General features: G+C 63.4%; 19 protein-coding genes. 9 read left to right on the forward strand and 10 right to left on the reverse strand.

Annotated elements, in window-relative coordinates:
- Positions 1-31: 31 nt before the first annotated feature.
- Entirely contained in the window at positions 32-661 is a 630-nt protein-coding gene (locus Q0478_RS07795) for a tetratricopeptide repeat protein (protein WP_298677982.1), read from the reverse strand.
- A gap of 69 nt (positions 662-730) precedes the next feature.
- On the opposite strand from Q0478_RS07795, the gene Q0478_RS07800 reads away from it, so the two are divergent.
- The 3 genes from Q0478_RS07800 (at position 731) to Q0478_RS07810 (ending at position 3,863) form a co-directional block, all read left to right on the forward strand.
- Positions 731-1,024 (forward strand): SCP2 sterol-binding domain-containing protein, encoded by a 294-nt coding sequence (locus tag Q0478_RS07800; RefSeq protein WP_298677984.1) that lies wholly within the window; start codon positions 731-733, stop codon positions 1,022-1,024.
- A 12-nt stretch (positions 1,025-1,036) separates the two neighbouring features.
- Positions 1,037-1,969, forward strand: a complete 933-nt coding sequence (locus tag Q0478_RS07805; protein ID WP_298677987.1) for an alpha/beta fold hydrolase — start codon at positions 1,037-1,039, stop codon at positions 1,967-1,969.
- 73 nt (positions 1,970-2,042) lie between these two features.
- Positions 2,043-3,863 (forward strand): M3 family oligoendopeptidase, encoded by a 1,821-nt coding sequence (locus Q0478_RS07810; protein ID WP_298677990.1) that lies wholly within the window; start codon positions 2,043-2,045, stop codon positions 3,861-3,863.
- Between the two features lie 539 nt (positions 3,864-4,402).
- On the opposite strand, the gene Q0478_RS07815 is transcribed toward Q0478_RS07810, so the two are convergent.
- Both Q0478_RS07815 and Q0478_RS07820 read right to left on the reverse strand, forming a co-directional pair.
- On the reverse strand, positions 4,403-5,284 hold the full coding sequence (locus Q0478_RS07815; protein ID WP_298677992.1) for an alpha/beta fold hydrolase: 882 nt from the start codon (positions 5,282-5,284) through the stop codon (positions 4,403-4,405).
- 271 nt (positions 5,285-5,555) lie between these two features.
- Positions 5,556-5,879: a 2Fe-2S iron-sulfur cluster-binding protein gene (locus Q0478_RS07820; protein ID WP_298677994.1), complete on the reverse strand. Its 324-nt coding sequence runs from the start codon at positions 5,877-5,879 to the stop codon at positions 5,556-5,558.
- 203 nt (positions 5,880-6,082) lie between these two features.
- Between Q0478_RS07820 and Q0478_RS07825 the strand changes: the two genes are divergently transcribed.
- A complete protein-coding gene (locus Q0478_RS07825; RefSeq protein WP_298677996.1) occupies positions 6,083-6,604 on the forward strand; it encodes a peptidoglycan-binding domain-containing protein in 522 nt (173 codons plus the stop codon).
- A gap of 42 nt (positions 6,605-6,646) precedes the next feature.
- On the opposite strand, the gene Q0478_RS07830 is transcribed toward Q0478_RS07825, so the two are convergent.
- The 7 genes from Q0478_RS07830 to Q0478_RS07860 form a co-directional block, all read right to left on the reverse strand.
- The gene (locus Q0478_RS07830) at positions 6,647-7,318 is read right to left on the reverse strand and encodes a nitroreductase (protein WP_298677998.1); all 672 of its coding nucleotides are present in this window, start codon (positions 7,316-7,318) and stop codon (positions 6,647-6,649) included.
- Positions 7,318-8,430, reverse strand: a complete 1,113-nt coding sequence (locus Q0478_RS07835; RefSeq protein ID WP_298678000.1) for a primosomal protein N' (replication factor Y) - superfamily II helicase — start codon at positions 8,428-8,430, stop codon at positions 7,318-7,320. The genes Q0478_RS07830 and Q0478_RS07835 overlap by 1 nt, the downstream gene beginning before the upstream one ends.
- A 47-nt stretch (positions 8,431-8,477) precedes the next feature.
- Positions 8,478-9,572, reverse strand: coding sequence for an SPFH domain-containing protein (locus Q0478_RS07840; RefSeq protein ID WP_298678002.1), 1,095 nt, complete (start codon positions 9,570-9,572; stop codon positions 8,478-8,480).
- A gap of 42 nt (positions 9,573-9,614) precedes the next feature.
- Positions 9,615-10,580: a DUF2927 domain-containing protein gene (locus Q0478_RS07845; protein ID WP_298678004.1), complete on the reverse strand. Its 966-nt coding sequence runs from the start codon at positions 10,578-10,580 to the stop codon at positions 9,615-9,617.
- 57 nt (positions 10,581-10,637) lie between these two features.
- Positions 10,638-11,837, reverse strand: a complete 1,200-nt coding sequence (locus Q0478_RS07850; RefSeq protein ID WP_298678006.1) for a toxic anion resistance protein — start codon at positions 11,835-11,837, stop codon at positions 10,638-10,640.
- 23 nt (positions 11,838-11,860) lie between these two features.
- The gene (locus tag Q0478_RS07855; RefSeq protein WP_298678008.1) at positions 11,861-12,754 is read right to left on the reverse strand and encodes a 5-bromo-4-chloroindolyl phosphate hydrolysis family protein; all 894 of its coding nucleotides are present in this window, start codon (positions 12,752-12,754) and stop codon (positions 11,861-11,863) included.
- Positions 12,755-12,962: 208 nt separating this feature from the next.
- Positions 12,963-13,769, reverse strand: a complete 807-nt coding sequence (locus Q0478_RS07860; RefSeq protein WP_298678010.1) for a pseudouridine synthase — start codon at positions 13,767-13,769, stop codon at positions 12,963-12,965.
- Between the two features lie 62 nt (positions 13,770-13,831).
- Between Q0478_RS07860 and Q0478_RS07865 the strand changes: the two genes are divergently transcribed.
- From Q0478_RS07865 to Q0478_RS07885, 5 genes are all read left to right on the forward strand, one after another.
- Positions 13,832-14,278, forward strand: coding sequence for a nucleoside deaminase (locus Q0478_RS07865; protein WP_298678610.1), 447 nt, complete (start codon positions 13,832-13,834; stop codon positions 14,276-14,278).
- A gap of 252 nt (positions 14,279-14,530) precedes the next feature.
- A complete protein-coding gene (gene gatC / locus Q0478_RS07870) occupies positions 14,531-14,818 on the forward strand; it encodes an Asp-tRNA(Asn)/Glu-tRNA(Gln) amidotransferase subunit GatC (RefSeq protein ID WP_298678012.1) in 288 nt (95 codons plus the stop codon).
- Positions 14,818-16,305 (forward strand): Asp-tRNA(Asn)/Glu-tRNA(Gln) amidotransferase subunit GatA, encoded by a 1,488-nt coding sequence (gene gatA, locus Q0478_RS07875; RefSeq protein ID WP_298678014.1) that lies wholly within the window; start codon positions 14,818-14,820, stop codon positions 16,303-16,305. The genes gatC and gatA overlap by 1 nt, the downstream gene beginning before the upstream one ends.
- A gap of 46 nt (positions 16,306-16,351) precedes the next feature.
- Complete coding sequence (locus tag Q0478_RS07880) at positions 16,352-17,095, forward strand: hypothetical protein (protein ID WP_298678017.1); 744 nt, start codon at positions 16,352-16,354, stop codon at positions 17,093-17,095.
- A complete protein-coding gene (locus Q0478_RS07885; protein WP_298678020.1) occupies positions 17,092-17,772 on the forward strand; it encodes an N-acetylmuramoyl-L-alanine amidase in 681 nt (226 codons plus the stop codon). The genes Q0478_RS07880 and Q0478_RS07885 overlap by 4 nt, the downstream gene beginning before the upstream one ends.
- The last annotated feature ends 81 nt before the right edge of the window (positions 17,773-17,853 follow it).

Raw genomic sequence — 17,853 nt, forward strand, 5'->3', positions numbered from 1 at the left:
TTGGCTGGGGCAGGAGGCAGAGAACGGGCGTTTAGAGCGCCACACCGTTGACAGACGGCGACAGGCGGGCGACGCCCTCAAGGGCTTTCTCATGTGCAGGGTAGAGGTTCAAGAGGATCTTGTAGGCCGCATGGGCCTCTTGGGGCTTTTCAAGTTGCTCCAGAAGGGCGGCAAGGCCGTAGATCGCTCCGAAATGTTGGGGATTGAGCGCGAGCGCTGTGCGCAGATCGCTCAGCGCCAGCCCATAGGCCCCGCTGGCAAAAAAGGCCTGTGCGCGGCCATGCCAGCCTTCGGCAAAGGCGGGGGCATGGTCTGTCAGGGCGGTGAAATGCTCTATGGCGCGCTGCGGCTGGGAGGCTTCAAGCGCGTCTTGGCCGCGCTTGAGCAACAGATCGGCCGTGGGCGAGCCCGAGGCGGACCACTTGAGTTCGATGGTGCGCGCGAGTGTCGCCGCTTCGCCCGCCGGTGCTGTGCGCAGGCGCTCAAGCAGGGTGGCGATTGTGTTGTCGGCGGCGCTGTCTGGCGCCGTGGCGCTCGGCTCTTGGGTGTGGTTTTCGGGCGGGTTTTGCGGCTGCGTTTGGGCAAGGCCCGGGTGACCCGGCGTGAGCCAGAGCAGAAATGCCGCGACGGCAGGTTTGAGATAGACAGCAGGATTTCTCATAGTAGGGTCAGGATAACCACTGGCAGGGCCGACACAAGGCTTTGTCGCAACAATGTGAAGGAATGATCCATGAGTGATGTGATTGACGGGGCTGTGAAGGCGCTCAACGAGAAGCTGGCTGGCGCGGGCTTTGATGCGGGCACGGCCAAATTTGTGATCAACGGCGAAGGCGCTGTGCTGATCGACGCCGATGGCGCGCGCGCGGGTGATGAGGACGCCGATGTGACGCTTTCGGCGGACCGTGATGTTTTTGAGGCGATCCTCACCGGCGATATGAACGCAACCTCTGCCTTCATGAGCGGCAAGCTGAGCGTGGATGGCAACATGGGGCTGGCCATGCAGCTGGGCGGGGTTCTGGCTTAAGTGACACAGGCAGTGACACAGGCGGCTCCCTTCTTTGAGGCGCTGGCCGAGGGGCCAGAGGGCGGATATGCGCTCTGGCTCACGGCCGAGGATGGCCTGCGCTTGCGGGCGGTGCACTGGCCCAAGGAGGGCGCGCGCGGCACGGTGCTGTTGATGCCGGGGCGCACGGAATACTGCGAGAAATACGGCCGCACCGCAGGCGAGCTGGCCGAACGGGGCCTTGCCACGCTGGCGATAGATTGGCGCGGGCAGGGGCTGGCTGATCGGCTGGCCGAGCCGCCACTGCTTGGCCATGTGGGCCGCTTTGGCGATTATCAGCGCGATGTGCGCGCCATGGTGGCGGTGGCCAAGGCCGAAGGGGCCGCAGAGCCCTACTTCTTGCTTGGGCATTCCATGGGCGGCTGCATTGGCCTCAGAGCGCTCTATGAGGGCCTTGAGGTGCAGGCGGCGGCGTTTTCGGCACCGATGTGGGGCATCTATCTTGCGCCGCAGATGCGCCCTGTGGCCTGGGCGCTGAGCAACCTTGCGCAAACCCTTGGGCAGGGCGCGCAGTTTGCCCCCGGCACAAAGAGCGAAACCTATGTGCTTGCCGACCCGTTTGAGGACAACATGCTCACCACGGATCCTGCGATGTGGGCCTATATGGTGCGCCAGGCTCAGGCGCATCCGGAGCTGACGCTGGCGGGGCCATCGCTGCAATGGCTGGCCGAGGCGCTGCGCGAAACCCGCGCGCTGCACAGGATGCCTTCGCCCCAGAGGCGCACCATAACGTTCCTTGGCACATGTGAGCGCATTGTCGATGGGACGCGGATCACCGACCGGATGCGCCGCTGGCCCAGCGGGCGGCTCAGCATGGTTGAAGGGGCCGAGCACGAAGTTTTGATGGAGCGGGCGGCCATGCGCGCTTCGGTGCTGGATGAAATGGTGCAGTTCTTCTTGGAATGAGCGGCGCTGCGCCTTGAGATCGGCTGGCGCGGGGTTTATGTCTGATCCAACAGACACAAAGAGGCGCTCAGAGATGTTTCAACTTCCGTTTCCCGTTCGTGATGCAAACGCCGCTTCGGGCGCAGATGGCCTTGGGGATCTTCCCGAATGGGACCTGAGCGATCTTTATACCGGCGAGGATGCGCCGGAGCTTCAGCGCGACCTGGCCTGGCTTGAGGAAGAATGCGCGCGCTTTGCCGCCGATTATGAGGGCAAGCTCGCCGATCTCGATGCAGAGGGCTTTCTCACCTGCGTTCTGCGCAACGAGAAGATCAGTGCGATTGCCGGGCGGATCATGTCTTTTGCGGGGCTGCGATACTACCAGCTCACGGTGGATGCGGGGCGGGCGAAGTTTCTTTCGGACACGCAGGAAAAGATCACCACTTTCACCACGCCTCTGGTGTTTTTCACGCTGGAGCTGAACCGCCTGGAAGACGGTGTTCTGGAGGGGCTTTTCGCACAGAACGCCGCGCTGGCGCGCTACAAGCCGGTGTTTGAGCGCATCCGTGCGATGAAGCCTTACCAGCTCTCTGACGAGCTGGAGAAATTCCTTCATGATATGGGCGTTGTGGGCGATGCCTGGGAGCGGATGTTTGACGAGACCATTGCAGGGCTTGAATTTGAGGTCGATGGCGAGCCGCTCAACATCGAAGGCACGCTCAACCTTCTGACCGACGAGACCCGCGCAACGCGTGAGGCGGCGGCGCGCGAGCTGGCCGATGTCTTTGGCAGCAATATCAAGACCTTCGCCCGTGTGCACAACACCCAGGCCAAGGAAAAAGAGATCGTCGACCGCTGGCGGGGTATGCCCACAGCACAGACAGGGCGGCACCTGTCAAACGATGTGGAAGCCGAAGTGGTGCAAGCGCTGCGCGACGCGGTTGTGAAGGCCTACCCAAAGCTGAGCCACCGTTACTACGAGCTGAAGCGCAAGTGGCTCGGGCTGCACAAACTTCAGATCTGGGACCGCAACGCACCCCTGCCGATGGAAGACAAACGCAGTGTCGGCTGGGAAGCTGCGCGCGAAACCGTGATGAGCGCTTATGCCGGGTTTGATGCGCGCATGGCCGAGATTGCGGAGCCGTTCTTTACCAAGGGCTGGATCGATGCGGGCGTGAAACCGGGCAAGGCGCCGGGGGCCTTCGCGCACCCCACGGTGACCGATGTGCACCCCTATGTGATGCTGAACTACCTCGGCAAGCCGCGCGATGTGATGACGCTGGCCCATGAGCTGGGGCATGGCGTCCACCAGGTGCTGGCGGCAGAACAGGGCGAGATGCTCTCGTCAACGCCGCTGACACTGGCCGAAACAGCAAGCGTCTTTGGCGAAATGCTGACCTTCCGCAAGATGCTGGGCGAGGCCAAGAGTGATGCAGAGCGCCGTGTGATGCTGGCGGGCAAGGTTGAGGACATGATCAACACGGTCGTGCGCCAGATCGCCTTTTATGACTTTGAATGCAAGCTCCACGCCGCACGCCGGCAGGGTGAGCTGACACCTGAAGACATCGGCGCGCTCTGGATGTCTGTGCAGGGCGAAAGCCTCGGGCCGGCGTTTGAGTTCATGGAGGGCTATGAACACTTCTGGGCCTATATCCCGCATTTCGTGCACTCACCGTTCTATGTCTATGCCTATGCCTTTGGCGATGGCCTGGTGAACGCGCTCTACGCGGTTTATGAAGAAAGCCCTGAAGGCTTTCAGGACAAGTATTTCGAGATGCTCAAGGCCGGCGGCTCCAAACATCACACCGAGCTGCTCGCGCCCTTCGGACTCGACGCGACCGATCCGAAGTTCTGGGCCAAGGGCCTGAGCATGATTTCCGGCTTCATCGACGAACTTGAGGCCATGGAGGGGTGATCAAATTGTGCGCCTTGCGGCGCGCAGGATGTCTCGCCGTCGCCTTTGGCGCCGCCTCGGGCGTATGGCAGGCGTGACGAGCCAATCGAGGGGATGCGCTTGTGGACCTCTTGGAGCCTCCGGCGGGGATATTTGTAGCAATAAGAAAGAACGAAACGCTTTTTTAACCAAGCGAGTTCAGACTGGCGTTACGGTACAGGCGGGGACGCCGATGACCGTGCAATGAGAAAGGCTTTTGCCTTGGGGGCAGCTCGTCGGGGCTGCCCTTTCTTATTGCCCTAAATATCCCGGGGGTGCGGGGGCTGGCCCCCGCCTGTGCCTGTGTGCGGGGGCTGGCCCCCGCTTGTGCCTGTGTGCCGCCCGGCGGGGCGTGGCCGAAGGCCGCGCAAAACCTTGTTTTTTCAGCAGGCTTCAATTTAGGCCGCGCCGATTGACAGTGATATGTGCGTTTGGGCAGGCCAGAACAGGGTGGCAGACGCCTTTTTCTTTTGCCCAGCGGCTTAACATTATTTGTCGTATGGTGTCTTGGGGGGGTAAATTTAGGGCTTCTGCAAGGCAAATTGAGAGAATTCGGTGCGCGCTTGACCTGCGCCATCGGTGAGGCGGCGGAGGAAGCGGATGGCGGCGGGTGAGGAGACCGGCACCATATGCCCTGCGCTTGTGCCCGCTTCAAAGGGAGAGAAGTCTAGCACGGTGACGTTCAAGTTGCGCATATCTGCGTTATCTTGCAGGCGGCCCAACCGTGTTTTATCACCCGTCAACAGCGCGGCCAGATTGAGGACGCGGTCTTTCTGGCTGGTCATGATCACGAAGGGTTGGGGCAGCGGGCCGATTTCGCGGGCCTGTTTGCGAAAGACATCCGGGTCAATATCGGGCGACATGAGCACCACTGCGTCCAGCGCGGCCAAGGGCCGTGATTTGCCCTCCAGGGCCAGTTGCCGCAGCGCTTCCATGACGAGGTGGCTGCCCAGGGAATGGCCGAGCAGGATTATACGGCTGTTTGTGGTGCGGTTGAGTGTCTCCAGAAGCTGCGCCAGATCGCTGCGGGCGAAGAGCACGGAGTCGCGGTCATAGGCATAGCCCAAGGGGTCGCCTGCGGAGGGCCATGCGAAGAGCAGCGACGGGTTGGGCAGGTCAAAGTCATGTTGGATCTGGGCGAGGCGAAAGGCGGCATCTTCCAGGGTGTTGTTATAGCCGTGCACATAGAGCAGGAGCGGCTCGTGTTGGGCCGTGCGTGCGTTGGCAAGTTGTTTGGCAAGCGCCTCGTTCCCGTTGAGCCGGGTTACGCTGAGCGGCGCGAAGTGGTGGGTTGCATTGATCCGGCCGCTGCCGCGTTCGATTTGGCCGGTTTCATGGCCGGGGGGAATGGAAATATTGGCCCGGGCGTAGGTCATGGTGTCCGAGCGGTCTTTGCCAAACATCGCCCCTCTTTGAGACGGGAGGCGCAGGGTGGCAACATAGATGGTTTGGACCGTGGCTTCTGGCACCGGTTGGGAAAATCCCGTGGCCTGCGGGCGGCCACAGGCCGCCAGCGCAAGGAGGGCAAGAAGGAGAAGGCTTCTGGAACAGACCATGCGAGTTTATGCCATGCCGGAGGGGCGCGGGGAAGCGCGCTCTTTTGGTCTGCCGGGTGATGGCTTCATAGGCTGTGCCGCTGCGCCCGGGGCTTGCCGGGCGCATTTGAGGGCGTTCTCAGATCTGTTTTTCGGGCATTTGCACGATCAGACCATCCAGGGCGTCGGTGACTTTGATCTGGCAGGTCAGCCGCGAGCGGGTGGCATCCGGGGCAAAGGCGAAGTCGAGCATGTCTTCTTCCATATCGTCCTTGCCCGGAATTTTTTCGACCCAGTCCGGATGCACATAGACGTGGCAGGTGGAGCAGGCGCAAGCGCCGCCGCAATCGGCTTCGATGCCGGGGATATTGTTGTCGCGGGCCCCTTCCATGACAGTGAGTCCGGCGGCCACCTCGACGGTGTGTTCGGTGCCGTTGTGTTCGATATAGGTGATTTTGGCCATTGCTGCGGGCTCCTGAAAGAGATGTCTTGGGTGTTGTTACAAAAGCTTTCGGGGGGCTGCCAGCCCTAAATTTTCTGCGCAATCCTGCCACAGCTCAAAAAGCTTTGGCCCCGCCGCGCTGTTCGGTGCTTTGCGTGGGGTGGTTTTCTGCTTAAGCTCTGGCCCAGAGGCGCGGCTGTGTGGCGGTTAGGGGCGAATTCGGTTTGAAACGGGTAGCGTGCGGCGCATGGGTCGCGATCATCATAGTGGCGGGCTGTGCAGAGCCGGGCGGGCAGGCTGTCGGTGCGCTGGCATCTGCGCCCCAGAGTTACAGCGCGCTCCCCGCCGGGCGGGACCCGGACTCCTGTTGGGGCAAGGATGTGCGCCCGGCAATTGTCGAGACCGTGTTGGAGCGTGTGCTGGTGCAACCCGGCCAACGGGATGCAGAGGGGAACGTGCTGCGCCCGCCGGTCTACCGCGAGCAGCGGCGGCAGGCGATCGTTCAGGAACGGCAAGAGATTTGGTTTGAGATCCCTTGTCAGGACAGGCTTACCCCGGACATTATTGCCAGCCTGCAACGCGCGCTTAAGGCACGCGGGCTCTATGCAGGGGCATTGAGCGGGCAGATGGACACACGCACCCGCGCCGCCATTCGCCGCTTTCAGAGCGCTGAGGGGCTGGACAGCGCGGTGCTCTCGCTTTGGGCCGCGCGCAAGCTCGGGCTTGTGGCGGTGCAGCGCTCCTAGAGCCTTGCGCACCGTGTCTTTGGCTGGGCCGGTCCGGCGCGCTCAGCGCCAGTCGATCACCTCAGAGAGCGGTGCGCGTGGGGTGCGGAAGCGATTGAGCGGCGCGGCGCTGTCGGCATGGCCAAAAGAGATGGCGCAGAGGATGAGGCGGTCTTGGGGCAAGTCAAACCAGTCGCGCAGAAAGGGGGCGTGGCCTGCGGGTGCGGCCTGAGGAATGCTGGCAAGGCCAAGGCTGCCGAGGGCGGCGCAGAAGGCGGTGACAAAGCCACCGCAATCCAAAGCGCCGTAAGCCCCCAATTCTGCGGGGGACGTGATGAGCGCCATATGTGGTGCGCCAAAAAAGCGAAAATTCTCAAGCATTTGTGCGGCCCGCGCAGGTTTGTCCTCGCGCGGGATGCCCGCGGCGTCATAGAGCTGCATACCGCAGTCAAAGCGGCGGGATTTGTAAACGCCCGAGTAGCTTGCCGGCCAGGGCAGGTCGGGCTGCATTGCGTGGGTTTGGGCGTGGGTGTGGAGCGCTGCGCCGAGGCGGGCGGTCTCATCGGGGGAGGTGATCAAGAGCTGCCAGGGCTGGGCGTTGCACCAGGAGGGCGCGCGGGCGGCTGTGGCGACAGCCTGCTCGATGAGCACTGTCTCAACAGGCTTGGGAAGGTAGGCGCGGCAGGAGTGGCGCGCGGCGAAGATGGCATCGAGGGTTGCATGATCGGCTGTCATCAGAAGGCTCCTTGCTCAAGCCCGTAGAGATAGCCGATTGCGCCCGCCACGATAAGCCCTGCCAGCACCGCGAGAGTGATTTTCCAGATGCAATAGGGCCGCTCGCCCTGCACGCGGCCTGTGCGCCCGTTGACCACAAAGCGGAAGCTGCGCCCCCGGTATTTATAGGCGGCCAGCCAGACGGGCAGCAGGATATGTTTGAAGGTGACATCTTTCACGTCGGTCTTGATTTCGTGGATCTGCTGACGGTCGCCGCCGATGTCAAACTTGACATCGCGTTCGATGATCCGGGCCATTTTCTCGCGCGCCTCTGTGTACCCTTCGGGCAGCAGGACGGCGTAGCCCTCGGCCCGAAAACCGGCGAGATACTCTGGGCGATAGGGCTCAAGGGCGGCCAGATCCCATGGCTCCAGCGCATCGGTGAAGCGCTTGGGCAAAGAGCGCGAGGCGAGCACCAGCACATCATCAAAAAAGCGTGCAACGCGGCCCCGCACGGGCGACCAGCGGATTTTGGCGACTTGCTGGCGCTGGCGCTTGCCATCGCGCATGACCGTGATGGTCTCGTAGTAGACCGTGCCCCGCGCGCCCGTGTAGCGCGAGGCGGTGTCGGCATCAAATGTCCAATAGGGCACATAGATACCGGACATGGCACGGCCCTTGCGGGCATAGGCCTGCAAGCCTTTGGGGGCGAACCAGAGGCTGGCGAGCCAGTCTGTCATGGCGGCGCGGGCGGCGCGTTCATCCAGCGCGAAAGGCAGCACACCGCGCGGCTTGATGTGGCGGTGCACCCCCGTATCTGTCACCACGGGTGTGGCGCAGAAGGGGCATTCGGCGGCGTGCAGGGTGGCGTCAAACGCGACCTCGGCCGCGCAGTTGGGACATTTGCAAACGCGGGTTTCCTCGATGTCCTGTGCGGGCAGGGCGGCGTGCAGCGCGGCCTCAAAATCAAGCTCGCGGATGGCCGCGCCGCGGGTGAGGCCGATGGCCTCTGTGTTGCCGCAGTGATCGCAGATGAGGCGGTCATGGCCTGCATCAAAGCGGTGGTCAGCCCCGCAAGCGGCGCAGGGGAAGCGGTGTTCGGCTGTGACGCTTTTTGGCTCTGGGTGCGACAAGAGATTCTAGGCCTTCGGCGAGGATATTTGGGGCAATAAGAAAGGGCTTACGCGGGGGGCGGGGGCGGTGGCAGGATTGTGAAGAGGGTGGCCAGCGCTGAGAGCTCGGATGCTTTTTTCCAGCCGTCCTGCCCCGCTGTCCAGACCAATGTGTCGCGCGCGAGCGCGCCCTCGGCAGCCATGCGTCCCAGAGAGGCGCGCGAGAAGGGGCCTTTTGTCTCGCCCTTCTCGGCGATGTGCCAGACCGGCTCGGCAGGCGCTGGGGGCGGCGCGAGGTTGGTTTGGGCGGCTTGCCCCCAAGGCCCTTGCGCGGCTTCGCGGGCGATTTGCATCCCCAGCCCGGCGCCAACTCCGGCCTGAAGCGCCCCTGCGCCAGCCTGTGCCGTGAGGCTCTCGGCGGCCTGAAAGCGCATGTAGGAGGAGAGATCTCCGATCATGCCCATGGCGCTGCGCTTGTCCAGGACCGCTTCGACGGCCTCCGGCAGGGAGATGTTTTCGATGTAAAGTTCTGGAATGCTCAGGCCATAGGTGGCGAGATGCGGGCTGATTTCGCGGGCGACAAGCTGGCCCAGCTCGCGGCTGTTGGCGGCCATATCAAGTGCGGGAATATCTGCCAGCGCGAGCCTGCGGGAGACCTCTTGCACGATGATATTGCGGATCTGGTAGCTGATTTCATCCATGGTGAATTCGCCATCTGTGCCGACGATTTCTGTCAGAAAGCGCGCCGGATCGCTGACCTTGATGGTGTAGGTTCCAAAGGCGCGCAACCGCAGCGGGCCAAACTCGGGGTCGCGGACCATGATCGGATTCTTGGTGCCCCATTTGAGGTTGGAAAACCGGGTGGTGTTGACGAAGTAGATTTCGGATTTGAACGGGCTTTCAAAGCCGTGGTCCCAATGGTTGAGGGTGCTCAGCAGCGGCATGTTGTTGGTCTCAAGCAGGTAGAGACCGGGGGTGAAGACATCGGCCAGCTGGCCTTCATGGACGAAGACCGCCGCCTGGCCTTCGCGCACGGTGAGTTTGGCGCCGTATTTGATTTCATGGCCCTCGCGCTCAAAGCGCCAGACCATGGTGTCGCGGCTGTCATCGACCCAATGGATGACGTCGATGAACTCGCCTGTCAAAAAATCAAAAATGCCCATGTCCGGCTTCCTTTACTGATACGTTTGCACTGGATGATCTTGTTAAGAGCCGATCTCCCCGGCCAGCTCCTGCGCGATTTGGCGGATGATGGGCTGGGCGGCCTCAAGGCTCATGCCGCTTTTGAGGCGCGGGTCATAGAGCATTTTGAGCAGCAGCTCGTCATGGCTTGTGAGCGTGGCAAACTCCTCGTCATCATTGAAGATGGAGGGGCGCGCAAAGGGGCTGTCGTTGGAGAGGCCAAGCCCTTGGGCGAGCTCTTCGTGAATGCACGAGAGGCGCATGAGATCAGGGTGTTCGGCGCGGATGAGCGCGATGGCGCGTTCGCGGCCCCACGCCGCTGACGGGGTGTTTGTGTGCACGAGGCAGTAGATGTCGCGCGGCAGCTGGGTGAGCCGGTCGAGCCGTGAAGCGGGAAAATCGGGCCAGACCTTGCGGACGGTTTCGCGCAGGGCGTCATTGTCATCGGCACCCATAAAGAGCACATGGAAATTGGGGTTCGCAGCGTCGGTTGTGATCGGCTGTGCGGTGATGCGGGCAAGCCTGCTGGCATAGCTGCGCAGGGTTTCGCTATCTTGGCTGCGCTGCGCGGCGCTGACGGAGGGGCCAAAATAGCCCGCGATGCGCACCGGGCCACGCCAGGGATGAAACCGGCTGACCTCGGCACGGCTCTGGCTGAGCTCGCCGCCGGAATGCTCGTCATAAAAGGCAATCGCTGTGAAGTTGCGGGCCAGATCGAGGCTGCGAAACCCTGTGTCAGGCCCCCCGCCGTCACGGCGCAGCAGGCCCTGTGCCAGCAAGTGCCTTTGCAGGCGTTGGTAATAGCCGGCCAGTGCGCGCGCGCGCGGGGAGGGGGCAGGCGGCGCGCCGATCAGATCTGCGGCCTCTTGCCCGGATGGCGGCGGACCCATACCGCAGCCCCCCAGCAGCCCCAGCCCCAACAGGCCCGCCAGAAGCGGCCCAACGAGCGCAGGCCCGCCACGCCGCCGGGCTGGCAGACCAGCCGGCATGTCTGCTGGCAGATCAGCCGGTTGAGCAGTGGCAAGGGCGCGGGCGCAGGGCATTGGCTAAGCCGCCGGAACCGAGGTGGCGGCGGTATCGCCCGTGCCGGTTTTGCGCGCCCGTGCCGCAGCGAGGGTGTTGCGCAGCTCCACTTCCATTTTCTGCAACTCGGCTTCGGCGCTGGCGCGTTTGGCCTTGCCAGCATCGGCGATTTGCAAGCTTTCCTCGATGGTGCCTATGAGGTCGGCGTTGGCTTGTTTCACGGCTTCGATGTCAAACACGCCGCGCTCCATTTCCTGGCGGATCATCCGGTTGCTGTCGCGCAGGTTCTGGGCGTTGGCTGTCAGGAGCTCGTTGGTGAGATCATTGGCATCGCGCACGGCGGCGGCGGCCTCGGCGGAGCGCTGGATTGTCACGGCCTGCGCAAGCTGGGTTTCCCAGAGCGGCACAGTGTTGACCAATGTGGAGTTGATCTTGGTGACGAGGGATTTGTCGTTTTCCTGCACAAGCCGGATGGAGGGAAGCGACTGCATGGTGACCTGGCGGGTAAGCTTCAGATCATGCACGCGGCGCTCCAGATCATCGCGCGCGGCGCGCAGATCGCGCAGCTCCTGGGCGCGCATGACCTTGTCTTTCTCGGCGGCTTTCTCGACCTTGGCTTCCAGTGCGGGGATGTCTTTGCTGTCAAGCTGGCGGAGTTTCTCTTCGCCAGCAGCGATATAGAGCGCCAGCTCATCGTAGAAGGCGAGAGTTTTTTCATAGAGCAGATCGAGCGATTTGATGTCTTTCAAAAGCGTGTGCTCATGCTCCAGAAGGCTTTCTGTGATGCGGTCGATCTGATGTTGCACCGCTTCGAACTTGGCGGTGAACTTGGCGAAGGGTGCGGCGCGGCCCAGCAGCTTTTCCCACCAGCTGCGCTCGCGGCGCACGTCCAGCTCGCTCACGGAAAAGCCGCGAATGGTGGTGACAATGCCGCGCAGGCTGTCGCCGGCGGGGCCGACATCCTTGTTGCGCACGCCTTGTAACATGGATTGGCTGATCACTTGCAGCTCGGCCTGTGCCGCAGAGCCGAAGCTGACAATCGACTGGGTGTCGCGCATGTCAAGCTCCGCAAGGCGCTGCTTGATCTCCTTGCTGAGGGCACCCTTGGCGTCGCTCATGGGCACCACGGCCTCGGCGGCGGCAGGTTCGGCAAGCACAACGGCACTCACCTCTTGCACGAGGGCGGCGGCAGCGGCGGCTTTTTGCTGGGTTTCTCTGGCCATGTGGGGTCTCACTTTCTGTAAAATCAGGACTTGTCTAAACGGATACCTTCGCGGGCGAGGCGCTCGCGCAGCACTTCGATCTCGATGTTCAGGTCGCTGCGATCATCCAGCAAAAGCTGCTGGTTCTTGGCAGAGAAACTGTCTTGAAGATCACTCAACAGGGCCAGAAAGCTGGCCTTTGCGGCGCTGCTGCGGCTGCGGCTGTAGAGCTGGGCGAAGGCCTCTGTGGCGTCGCGTGCGCCTTTGAGGTAGATGCCCATATATTTGCGCGCAGCGGTGAGATCGCGCGGATCGTCCTGCACGCTGCCCAGAAGTGCGCGCACTTGGGTTTCAAAGCGGGCCACCCGCGAGCTGACCTCGCGGTCGGCGGTTCGGTTGGCGGCTGTGGTGATGGCGGCAAGATGCGCCTCGGCCTGTGTCACCACCCGCGCTACGCGGTCATTCTGGAAGGTGTCAAGGCCCTCCATACCCTTGTTTACAAGCGGATCAGGGCCAAAGGCGGCGAAATGCAGCCCCAAGCCCAACCCTCCGAAGAGCGCGGCCTCGAGCAGGCCAAAGCCTGCGAGGCCGGCCAGGGCCAGGCCGGCCCCGGTGAGAAGGGAGCCGAGAATTTTGCGCGGCAGGGCCGGGCGGCGCGCCACTTTGCGTGCCTCATAGGCCTCCTGAGCGGTTTCGCCTGCGCGGGTCAACCAGGCTGCGAGCAACAGCAGGGCGAGCGCGCCAAGCCAGAGGGCCATATCTGTGGGCGGCGCTGTGAAGGCCCGCCAGACCATGGGCAGAGGCGCAAGAAAGAGGACGTTGACACGCCCGCCTGCGCGCGCGCGCCGCGCGCCGGCATAGCTCTGGCCGCTGACAGCGCTGCTGTTTGCGGAGCTGCTGTTTGTGGGGCTGTGTTTTCCGCCGTAGCGCTGTGACATCAGCCAGCTCCGAAGACAGCGGCATAAAGCATCAGCAACACCAGCAGCGCAAAGGCCAGTTTTTGCAAGCCGGTTTCGGTCATTTATCCCCCCGTTGGACAGACAAGCTCTCTTGATGTCTTTAATCTAGGGGAGCCAGGCCCGCCGCGCTAGGGGGAAACATGCCCGCCGCGGCTCAGGGCCGTATTTTGCAGCCAAAGCGCGCGGGTTAGCGGGTGCGCCGGCGCTGTGGCTTTCGCGCGGGTTTGGGGTTGCTGTCTTCGCCTGCGGGTGTCTCCAGCCCGAGCTGGTCGCGGATCACCTTGGCGCGCAGCTCCTGCACCTCGCCCTGTTTGAGATCTCCCAGCTGGAAGGGGCCATAAGACACCCGGATGAGCCGGTTGACGGAAAACCCGATGGCTTCCATGGCGCGGCGGATCTCGCGGTTTTTGCCTTCGCGCAAGCCAAGCGTGGCCCAGGCATTGGCTCCTTGCTGGCGATCAAGCGTGACCTGCATGGGCTGGAAGGCCTCGCCCTCGACCACAAGGCCCTGGCGCAGGGGCTCGAAGCTTTCTTCGCTGGGGCGGCCGTTGATGCGCACGCGGTAGCGGCGCAACCAGCCAGTGGAGGGCAGTTCGAGCTGGCGTTTCACGCCGCCGTCATTGGTGAGCAGAAGAAGGCCCTCTGAGTTGATGTCCAGACGCCCCACTGTCATCACACGGGGCAGGCCCTCGGGGAGTTTGTCAAAGACTGTTGCGCGGCCTTGCTCGTCGCTGTGGCTGGTCACAAGACCGGCGGGCTTGTGATAGAGCCACATGCGGGCGGGCTCGGGGGCCTTGAGGGGCTTGCCGTTGACCACGACCTTATCGGCGCTGGTGATGTTGAGCGCCGGGCTTGTGATTGTCTTGCCGTTCACGGCGACGCGGCCTGCGGCGATGAGACGCTCGGCCTCGCGGCGCGAGGCGAGGCCGGCGCGGGAGATGACTTTGGCGATGCGCTCGCCTGCGGGGCTATCGGGTTTGGGTGTGTTGCTCATAGGCGCGGCTTAGAGCATTCATGGCTCTTGCGAAAGAGGGCATCTTGGGGGCATGTGGGCACATGGGATTTGACACGCATATGGCGCGGGCCTTGCAACAGGCCGCGCAGGCCGGCGCGCGCGGCGAGGTGCCGGTGGGCGCGGCTTTGGTCGTGGCGGGGGAGGTGATAGCCCAGGCGGGCAACCGCTGCCGGGAGTTGAAGGACCCGACCGCCCATGCCGAGATGCTTGTCATCCGTGAGGCCTGTGCCGCCTTGGGGGTTGAACGCCTTGAAAACGCTTCGCTTTATGTCACTCTGGAGCCTTGCCCCATGTGTGCTGCGGCCATTTCCCACGCCCGGGTGGCGCGGCTTTACTACGGGGCCTGTGACCCCAAGAGCGGTGGGGTTGCCCAGGGCGCGCGGGTGTTTGAGCATCCGCAGTGTCATCATGTGCCCGAGATTTATGATGGGATTGGCGCGGGGGCGGCGGCTCGTTTGCTGGCGGAATTTTTCAAGGACCGCCGCTGAGAGGGATCGAATTTTGCGCGGCAAAATCCGACCGGCTGGGGGCGCTGCCCCCAGACCCCCGAGGTATTTGACACCAGAAGAAGGGCCGGGGCGCGGCTGTGTGGCCAGCTGTGTGGCGGGCTGTATGGATGGCTGTATGGACAGCCGGGGGCAGGGCTTGCAGCGCAGATTGCAGCAATTGGGTGCGAAGCAGGTTGAAGCGCGCCGCAAGGGGGGGTAAAGGCAAGGCGTTCAGAAATTGGAGTGACTGCCATGTCGATTGACAAGGACACAGCGGCCAAAGTGGCCAAGCTGGCGCGGATCAGGGTTGAAGCGGGAGAGCTGCCGGCTTTGGCGGCGGAGTTCAATGCTGTGCTCGGGTTTATCGAGCAGCTTTCCGAAGTAGATGTTGAGGGTGTGGAGCCGATGGTGTCTGTCACGCCGATGCGCCTGAAGCGGCGGGTTGACGCGGTGACGGATGGGGGCCAGCAGGCGGCTGTGCTGGCGAATGCGCCGGATGCGCGCGAGGGCTTTTTTGCAGTTCCGAAGGTGGTGGAATAATGGCTGATCTGAACAAGCTGACGATTGCGGCGGCGCGGGATGCGCTGCGCAAGGGTGATGTCACCAGCGCGGAGCTGACCGAGGCCTGCCTCACCGAGATCGAGGGGGCAGGGGCGCTGGGCGCTTTTGTGCACCACACGCCGGAGGCTGCGCGCGCGCAGGCAGAGGCGGCGGACAAACGGATCAAGGCGGGCGATGCGCCGGATATGTGCGGCATTCCACTGGGCATCAAGGATTTGTTCTGCACCAAGGGTGTGCCCTCTCAGGCGGCGAGCAACATTCTCAAGGGCTTCAAGCCCGAATATGAGAGCACCGTGACCAGCCAGCTGTTTGACGCGGGCGCGGTCATGCTCGGCAAGCTCAACATGGACGAATTTGCCATGGGCTCGTCCAACGAGACCAGCGCTTATGGCAATGCTGTGAACCCGTGGCGGCGCGCGGGTGACGCGGCGGCGCTCACGCCGGGCGGCTCGTCTGGCGGCTCGGCGAGTGCTGTGGCGGCGGACCTTTGCCTTGCGGCGACGGGCACAGACACCGGCGGCTCGATCCGCCAGCCTGCGGCCTTCACCGGCATCACCGGCATCAAGCCGACCTATGGCCGCGTGAGCCGTTGGGGGATTATCGCCTTTGCCTCCTCGCTTGACCAAGCGGGGCCGATGACCAAGGATGTGCGCGACGCGGCCATCATGCTGGAGGCCATGTGCGGCCATGACCCCAAGGACAGCACCAGCGCCGAGCTGGCTGTGCCCAACTTCGAGGCTATGCTGACGGGCGACATTCGCGGCAAGAAGATCGGCATTCCGCGCGAATACCGCATGGACGGGATGCCCGAGGAGATCGAGACGCTCTGGGCCGAGGGCACGGAGATGCTCAAGGCGGCGGGCGCGGAGATTGTCGATATCTCGCTGCCGCACACAAAATATGCGCTGCCGACCTACTACGTCATCGCGCCTGCGGAAGCCTCAAGCAACCTCGCGCGCTATGACGGGGTGCGCTATGGCCACCGCGCCAGCCTGGCGGCGGGTGATGGCATTACCGAGATGTATGAAAAGACCCGCGCCGAAGGCTTTGGCCACGAGGTGCAGCGCCGTGTGATGGTGGGAACCTATGTGCTCTCGGCGGGCTTTTATGACGCCTATTACAACCGGGCCCGCAAGGTGCGCACGCTGATCAAGCGCGACTTTGAGGAGGTGTTTGCACAGGGTATCGACGCGATCCTGACACCTGCCACGCCAAGCGCGGCCTTTGGCCTTGGCGAGATGAGCGAGGCGGACCCGATTGCCATGTATCTCAACGATGTGTTCACCGTGACGGTGAACCTTGCCGGCTTGCCCGGGATTGCTCTGCCAACGGGAACAAACGCGCAGGGGCTACCGCTTGGGTTGCAGTTGATCGGGCGGCCCTGGGAAGAGGGTGATCTGCTGAATACCGCCTATGCGCTGGAGCAGGCGGCAGGATTTGTGGCCAAGCCGCAAAAATGGTGGTAAACCCCCGCAAAACCGCGTGTTTATGCGCAGAAATGCAGAGGGTAAGGTGACAAGATTTATTCAGATTGCTGCGCTGTCCTGGGCGCTTACGGGCTGTGCTGTTTCTGTGCCAGAAAGTGGTGCGCCCGGCGCAGGCTTTGGGGCTTTGGGGCGCGAAAATGCCTCGCCCTTGCCGGATGCGCAGGCGCTCAGCGATGAGAGCTTGAGCGCAAACCCGGCCAACGAGGGCGCGGGTGCTGAAGACCTGGACCTTGGCGGCACGCAAGACCCGACGGCGGCGCTTGCCCTGGAGACGCAGGCTGTTTTGGCGGCCACACAGGCACAAGCCGATGGCGCAGCCGAGGAGCGCTTGCAGCCGGTGATCAATGCCGCAGGCATCTCGCAGGAGAATGATTTTGATGCGGTCGGCTCACAGCGCAGTATTGAAGACGACGCGGCGCGCCGGGCGGCGCTGCAACAGCAGTATCAGGTGGTTGCGGCAACCAAAGTGCCCGCGCGCGTGGGCTCGGGCGGGCCTAATATAGTGGCCTATGCCCTGAGCACCTCAAATGCCCGTGGCGAAGGCATTTACAAGCGCAGTGGCCTGAATTTGCAGGCAAAATCGACGCGAAATTGTGCGAGATATGCCTCGCCCGACTTGGCGCAGCTTGAGTTTCTGGAGCGGGGTGGGCCCGAGCGGGACCGGCTGGCGCTGGATCCGGACGGAGATGGCTATGCCTGTTCCTGGGATCCGGCTCCGTTTCGCGCAGCGCGCGCGGCGGGTGCAGCGCAGGCTGCTCAAGGGGAGTGAGCCTGCGGCCGCAGATCTTTGAGCGCGTCTCGCCCAATTGGGGCGCGCGCCGCGGCGGGCAAAGGCCCGATCTTGTGGTGATCCACTACACTGCGATGCAGAGCGCGCAAGCTGCGATTGAGCGGCTGTGCGACCCTGTGGCCGAGGTGTCGGCGCATTATGTGATTTGCGAGCGGGGGGGCGTGACGCGGCTTGTGCCTGAGGGAGAGCGCGCCTGGCACGCCGGCGCGGGGCGCTGGGGAGATGTGAGGGATGTCAATTCGCGCGCGATCGGGATCGAGCTGGCGAATACGGGGGATCAGCCCTTTGCGGAGCCGCAGATGGCGGGCCTTGAAGCATTGCTTGCACAGATCATGGTGCGTTGGGCGATTGCGCCTGAGCGGGTGATTGGCCATTCGGACATGGCTCCGGGGCGCAAGAGCGACCCGGGCGCGCGGTTTGATTGGGCCAGGCTGGCGCGGTTGGGCTTGTCGGTTTGGCCGCAGGCGCGCGCGGGGAGCGACTTTTACGGAGCTGCGGCGGCGTTTGGATACCCTGTTGGCGATGTGGAGGATGCGCATATTCTGGAGGCGTTTCGGCTGCGGTTTCGCCCTTGGGCAACGGGGGGGATGGACGCGGTGGATGTGGCGTTGATGAGCGATCTGGCGGCGCGTTGGCCTGTGAGGGGCTGTGCGTGAGGTTTTGCGCCGCGCCCTGCGGGCGCGTCGCGGTGTTTGGGGGAGCAGTTCCTCCGAGCACAGGTTTAACTGGGGGACCAG

Source organism: uncultured Lentibacter sp. (genome assembly GCF_937123735.1).
Lineage (GTDB): Bacteria > Pseudomonadota > Alphaproteobacteria > Rhodobacterales > Rhodobacteraceae > Lentibacter.

Excerpts from the sequence above, each read along its gene's own strand:
- Q0478_RS07795 (WP_298677982.1), bottom strand. The coding sequence starts at position 661 with ATGAGAAATCCTGCTGTCTATCTCAAACCTGCCGTCGCGGCATTTCTG.
- Q0478_RS07800 (WP_298677984.1), top strand. The coding sequence starts at position 731 with ATGAGTGATGTGATTGACGGGGCTGTGAAGGCGCTCAACGAGAAGCTG.
- Q0478_RS07810 (WP_298677990.1), top strand. The coding sequence starts at position 2,043 with ATGTTTCAACTTCCGTTTCCCGTTCGTGATGCAAACGCCGCTTCGGGC.
- Q0478_RS07815 (WP_298677992.1), bottom strand. The coding sequence starts at position 5,284 with ATGTTTGGCAAAGACCGCTCGGACACCATGACCTACGCCCGGGCCAAT.
- Q0478_RS07820 (WP_298677994.1), bottom strand. The coding sequence starts at position 5,879 with ATGGCCAAAATCACCTATATCGAACACAACGGCACCGAACACACCGTC.
- Q0478_RS07830 (WP_298677998.1), bottom strand. The coding sequence starts at position 7,318 with ATGACAGCCGATCATGCAACCCTCGATGCCATCTTCGCCGCGCGCCAC.
- Q0478_RS07840 (WP_298678002.1), bottom strand. The coding sequence starts at position 9,572 with ATGGGCATTTTTGATTTTTTGACAGGCGAGTTCATCGACGTCATCCAT.
- Q0478_RS07845 (WP_298678004.1), bottom strand. The coding sequence starts at position 10,580 with ATGCCGGCTGGTCTGCCAGCCCGGCGGCGTGGCGGGCCTGCGCTCGTT.
- Q0478_RS07850 (WP_298678006.1), bottom strand. The coding sequence starts at position 11,837 with ATGGCCAGAGAAACCCAGCAAAAAGCCGCCGCTGCCGCCGCCCTCGTG.
- Q0478_RS07855 (WP_298678008.1), bottom strand. The coding sequence starts at position 12,754 with ATGTCACAGCGCTACGGCGGAAAACACAGCCCCACAAACAGCAGCTCC.
- Q0478_RS07860 (WP_298678010.1), bottom strand. The coding sequence starts at position 13,769 with ATGAGCAACACACCCAAACCCGATAGCCCCGCAGGCGAGCGCATCGCC.
- Q0478_RS07865 (WP_298678610.1), top strand. The coding sequence starts at position 13,832 with ATGGGATTTGACACGCATATGGCGCGGGCCTTGCAACAGGCCGCGCAG.
- gatC (WP_298678012.1), top strand. The coding sequence starts at position 14,531 with ATGTCGATTGACAAGGACACAGCGGCCAAAGTGGCCAAGCTGGCGCGG.
- gatA (WP_298678014.1), top strand. The coding sequence starts at position 14,818 with ATGGCTGATCTGAACAAGCTGACGATTGCGGCGGCGCGGGATGCGCTG.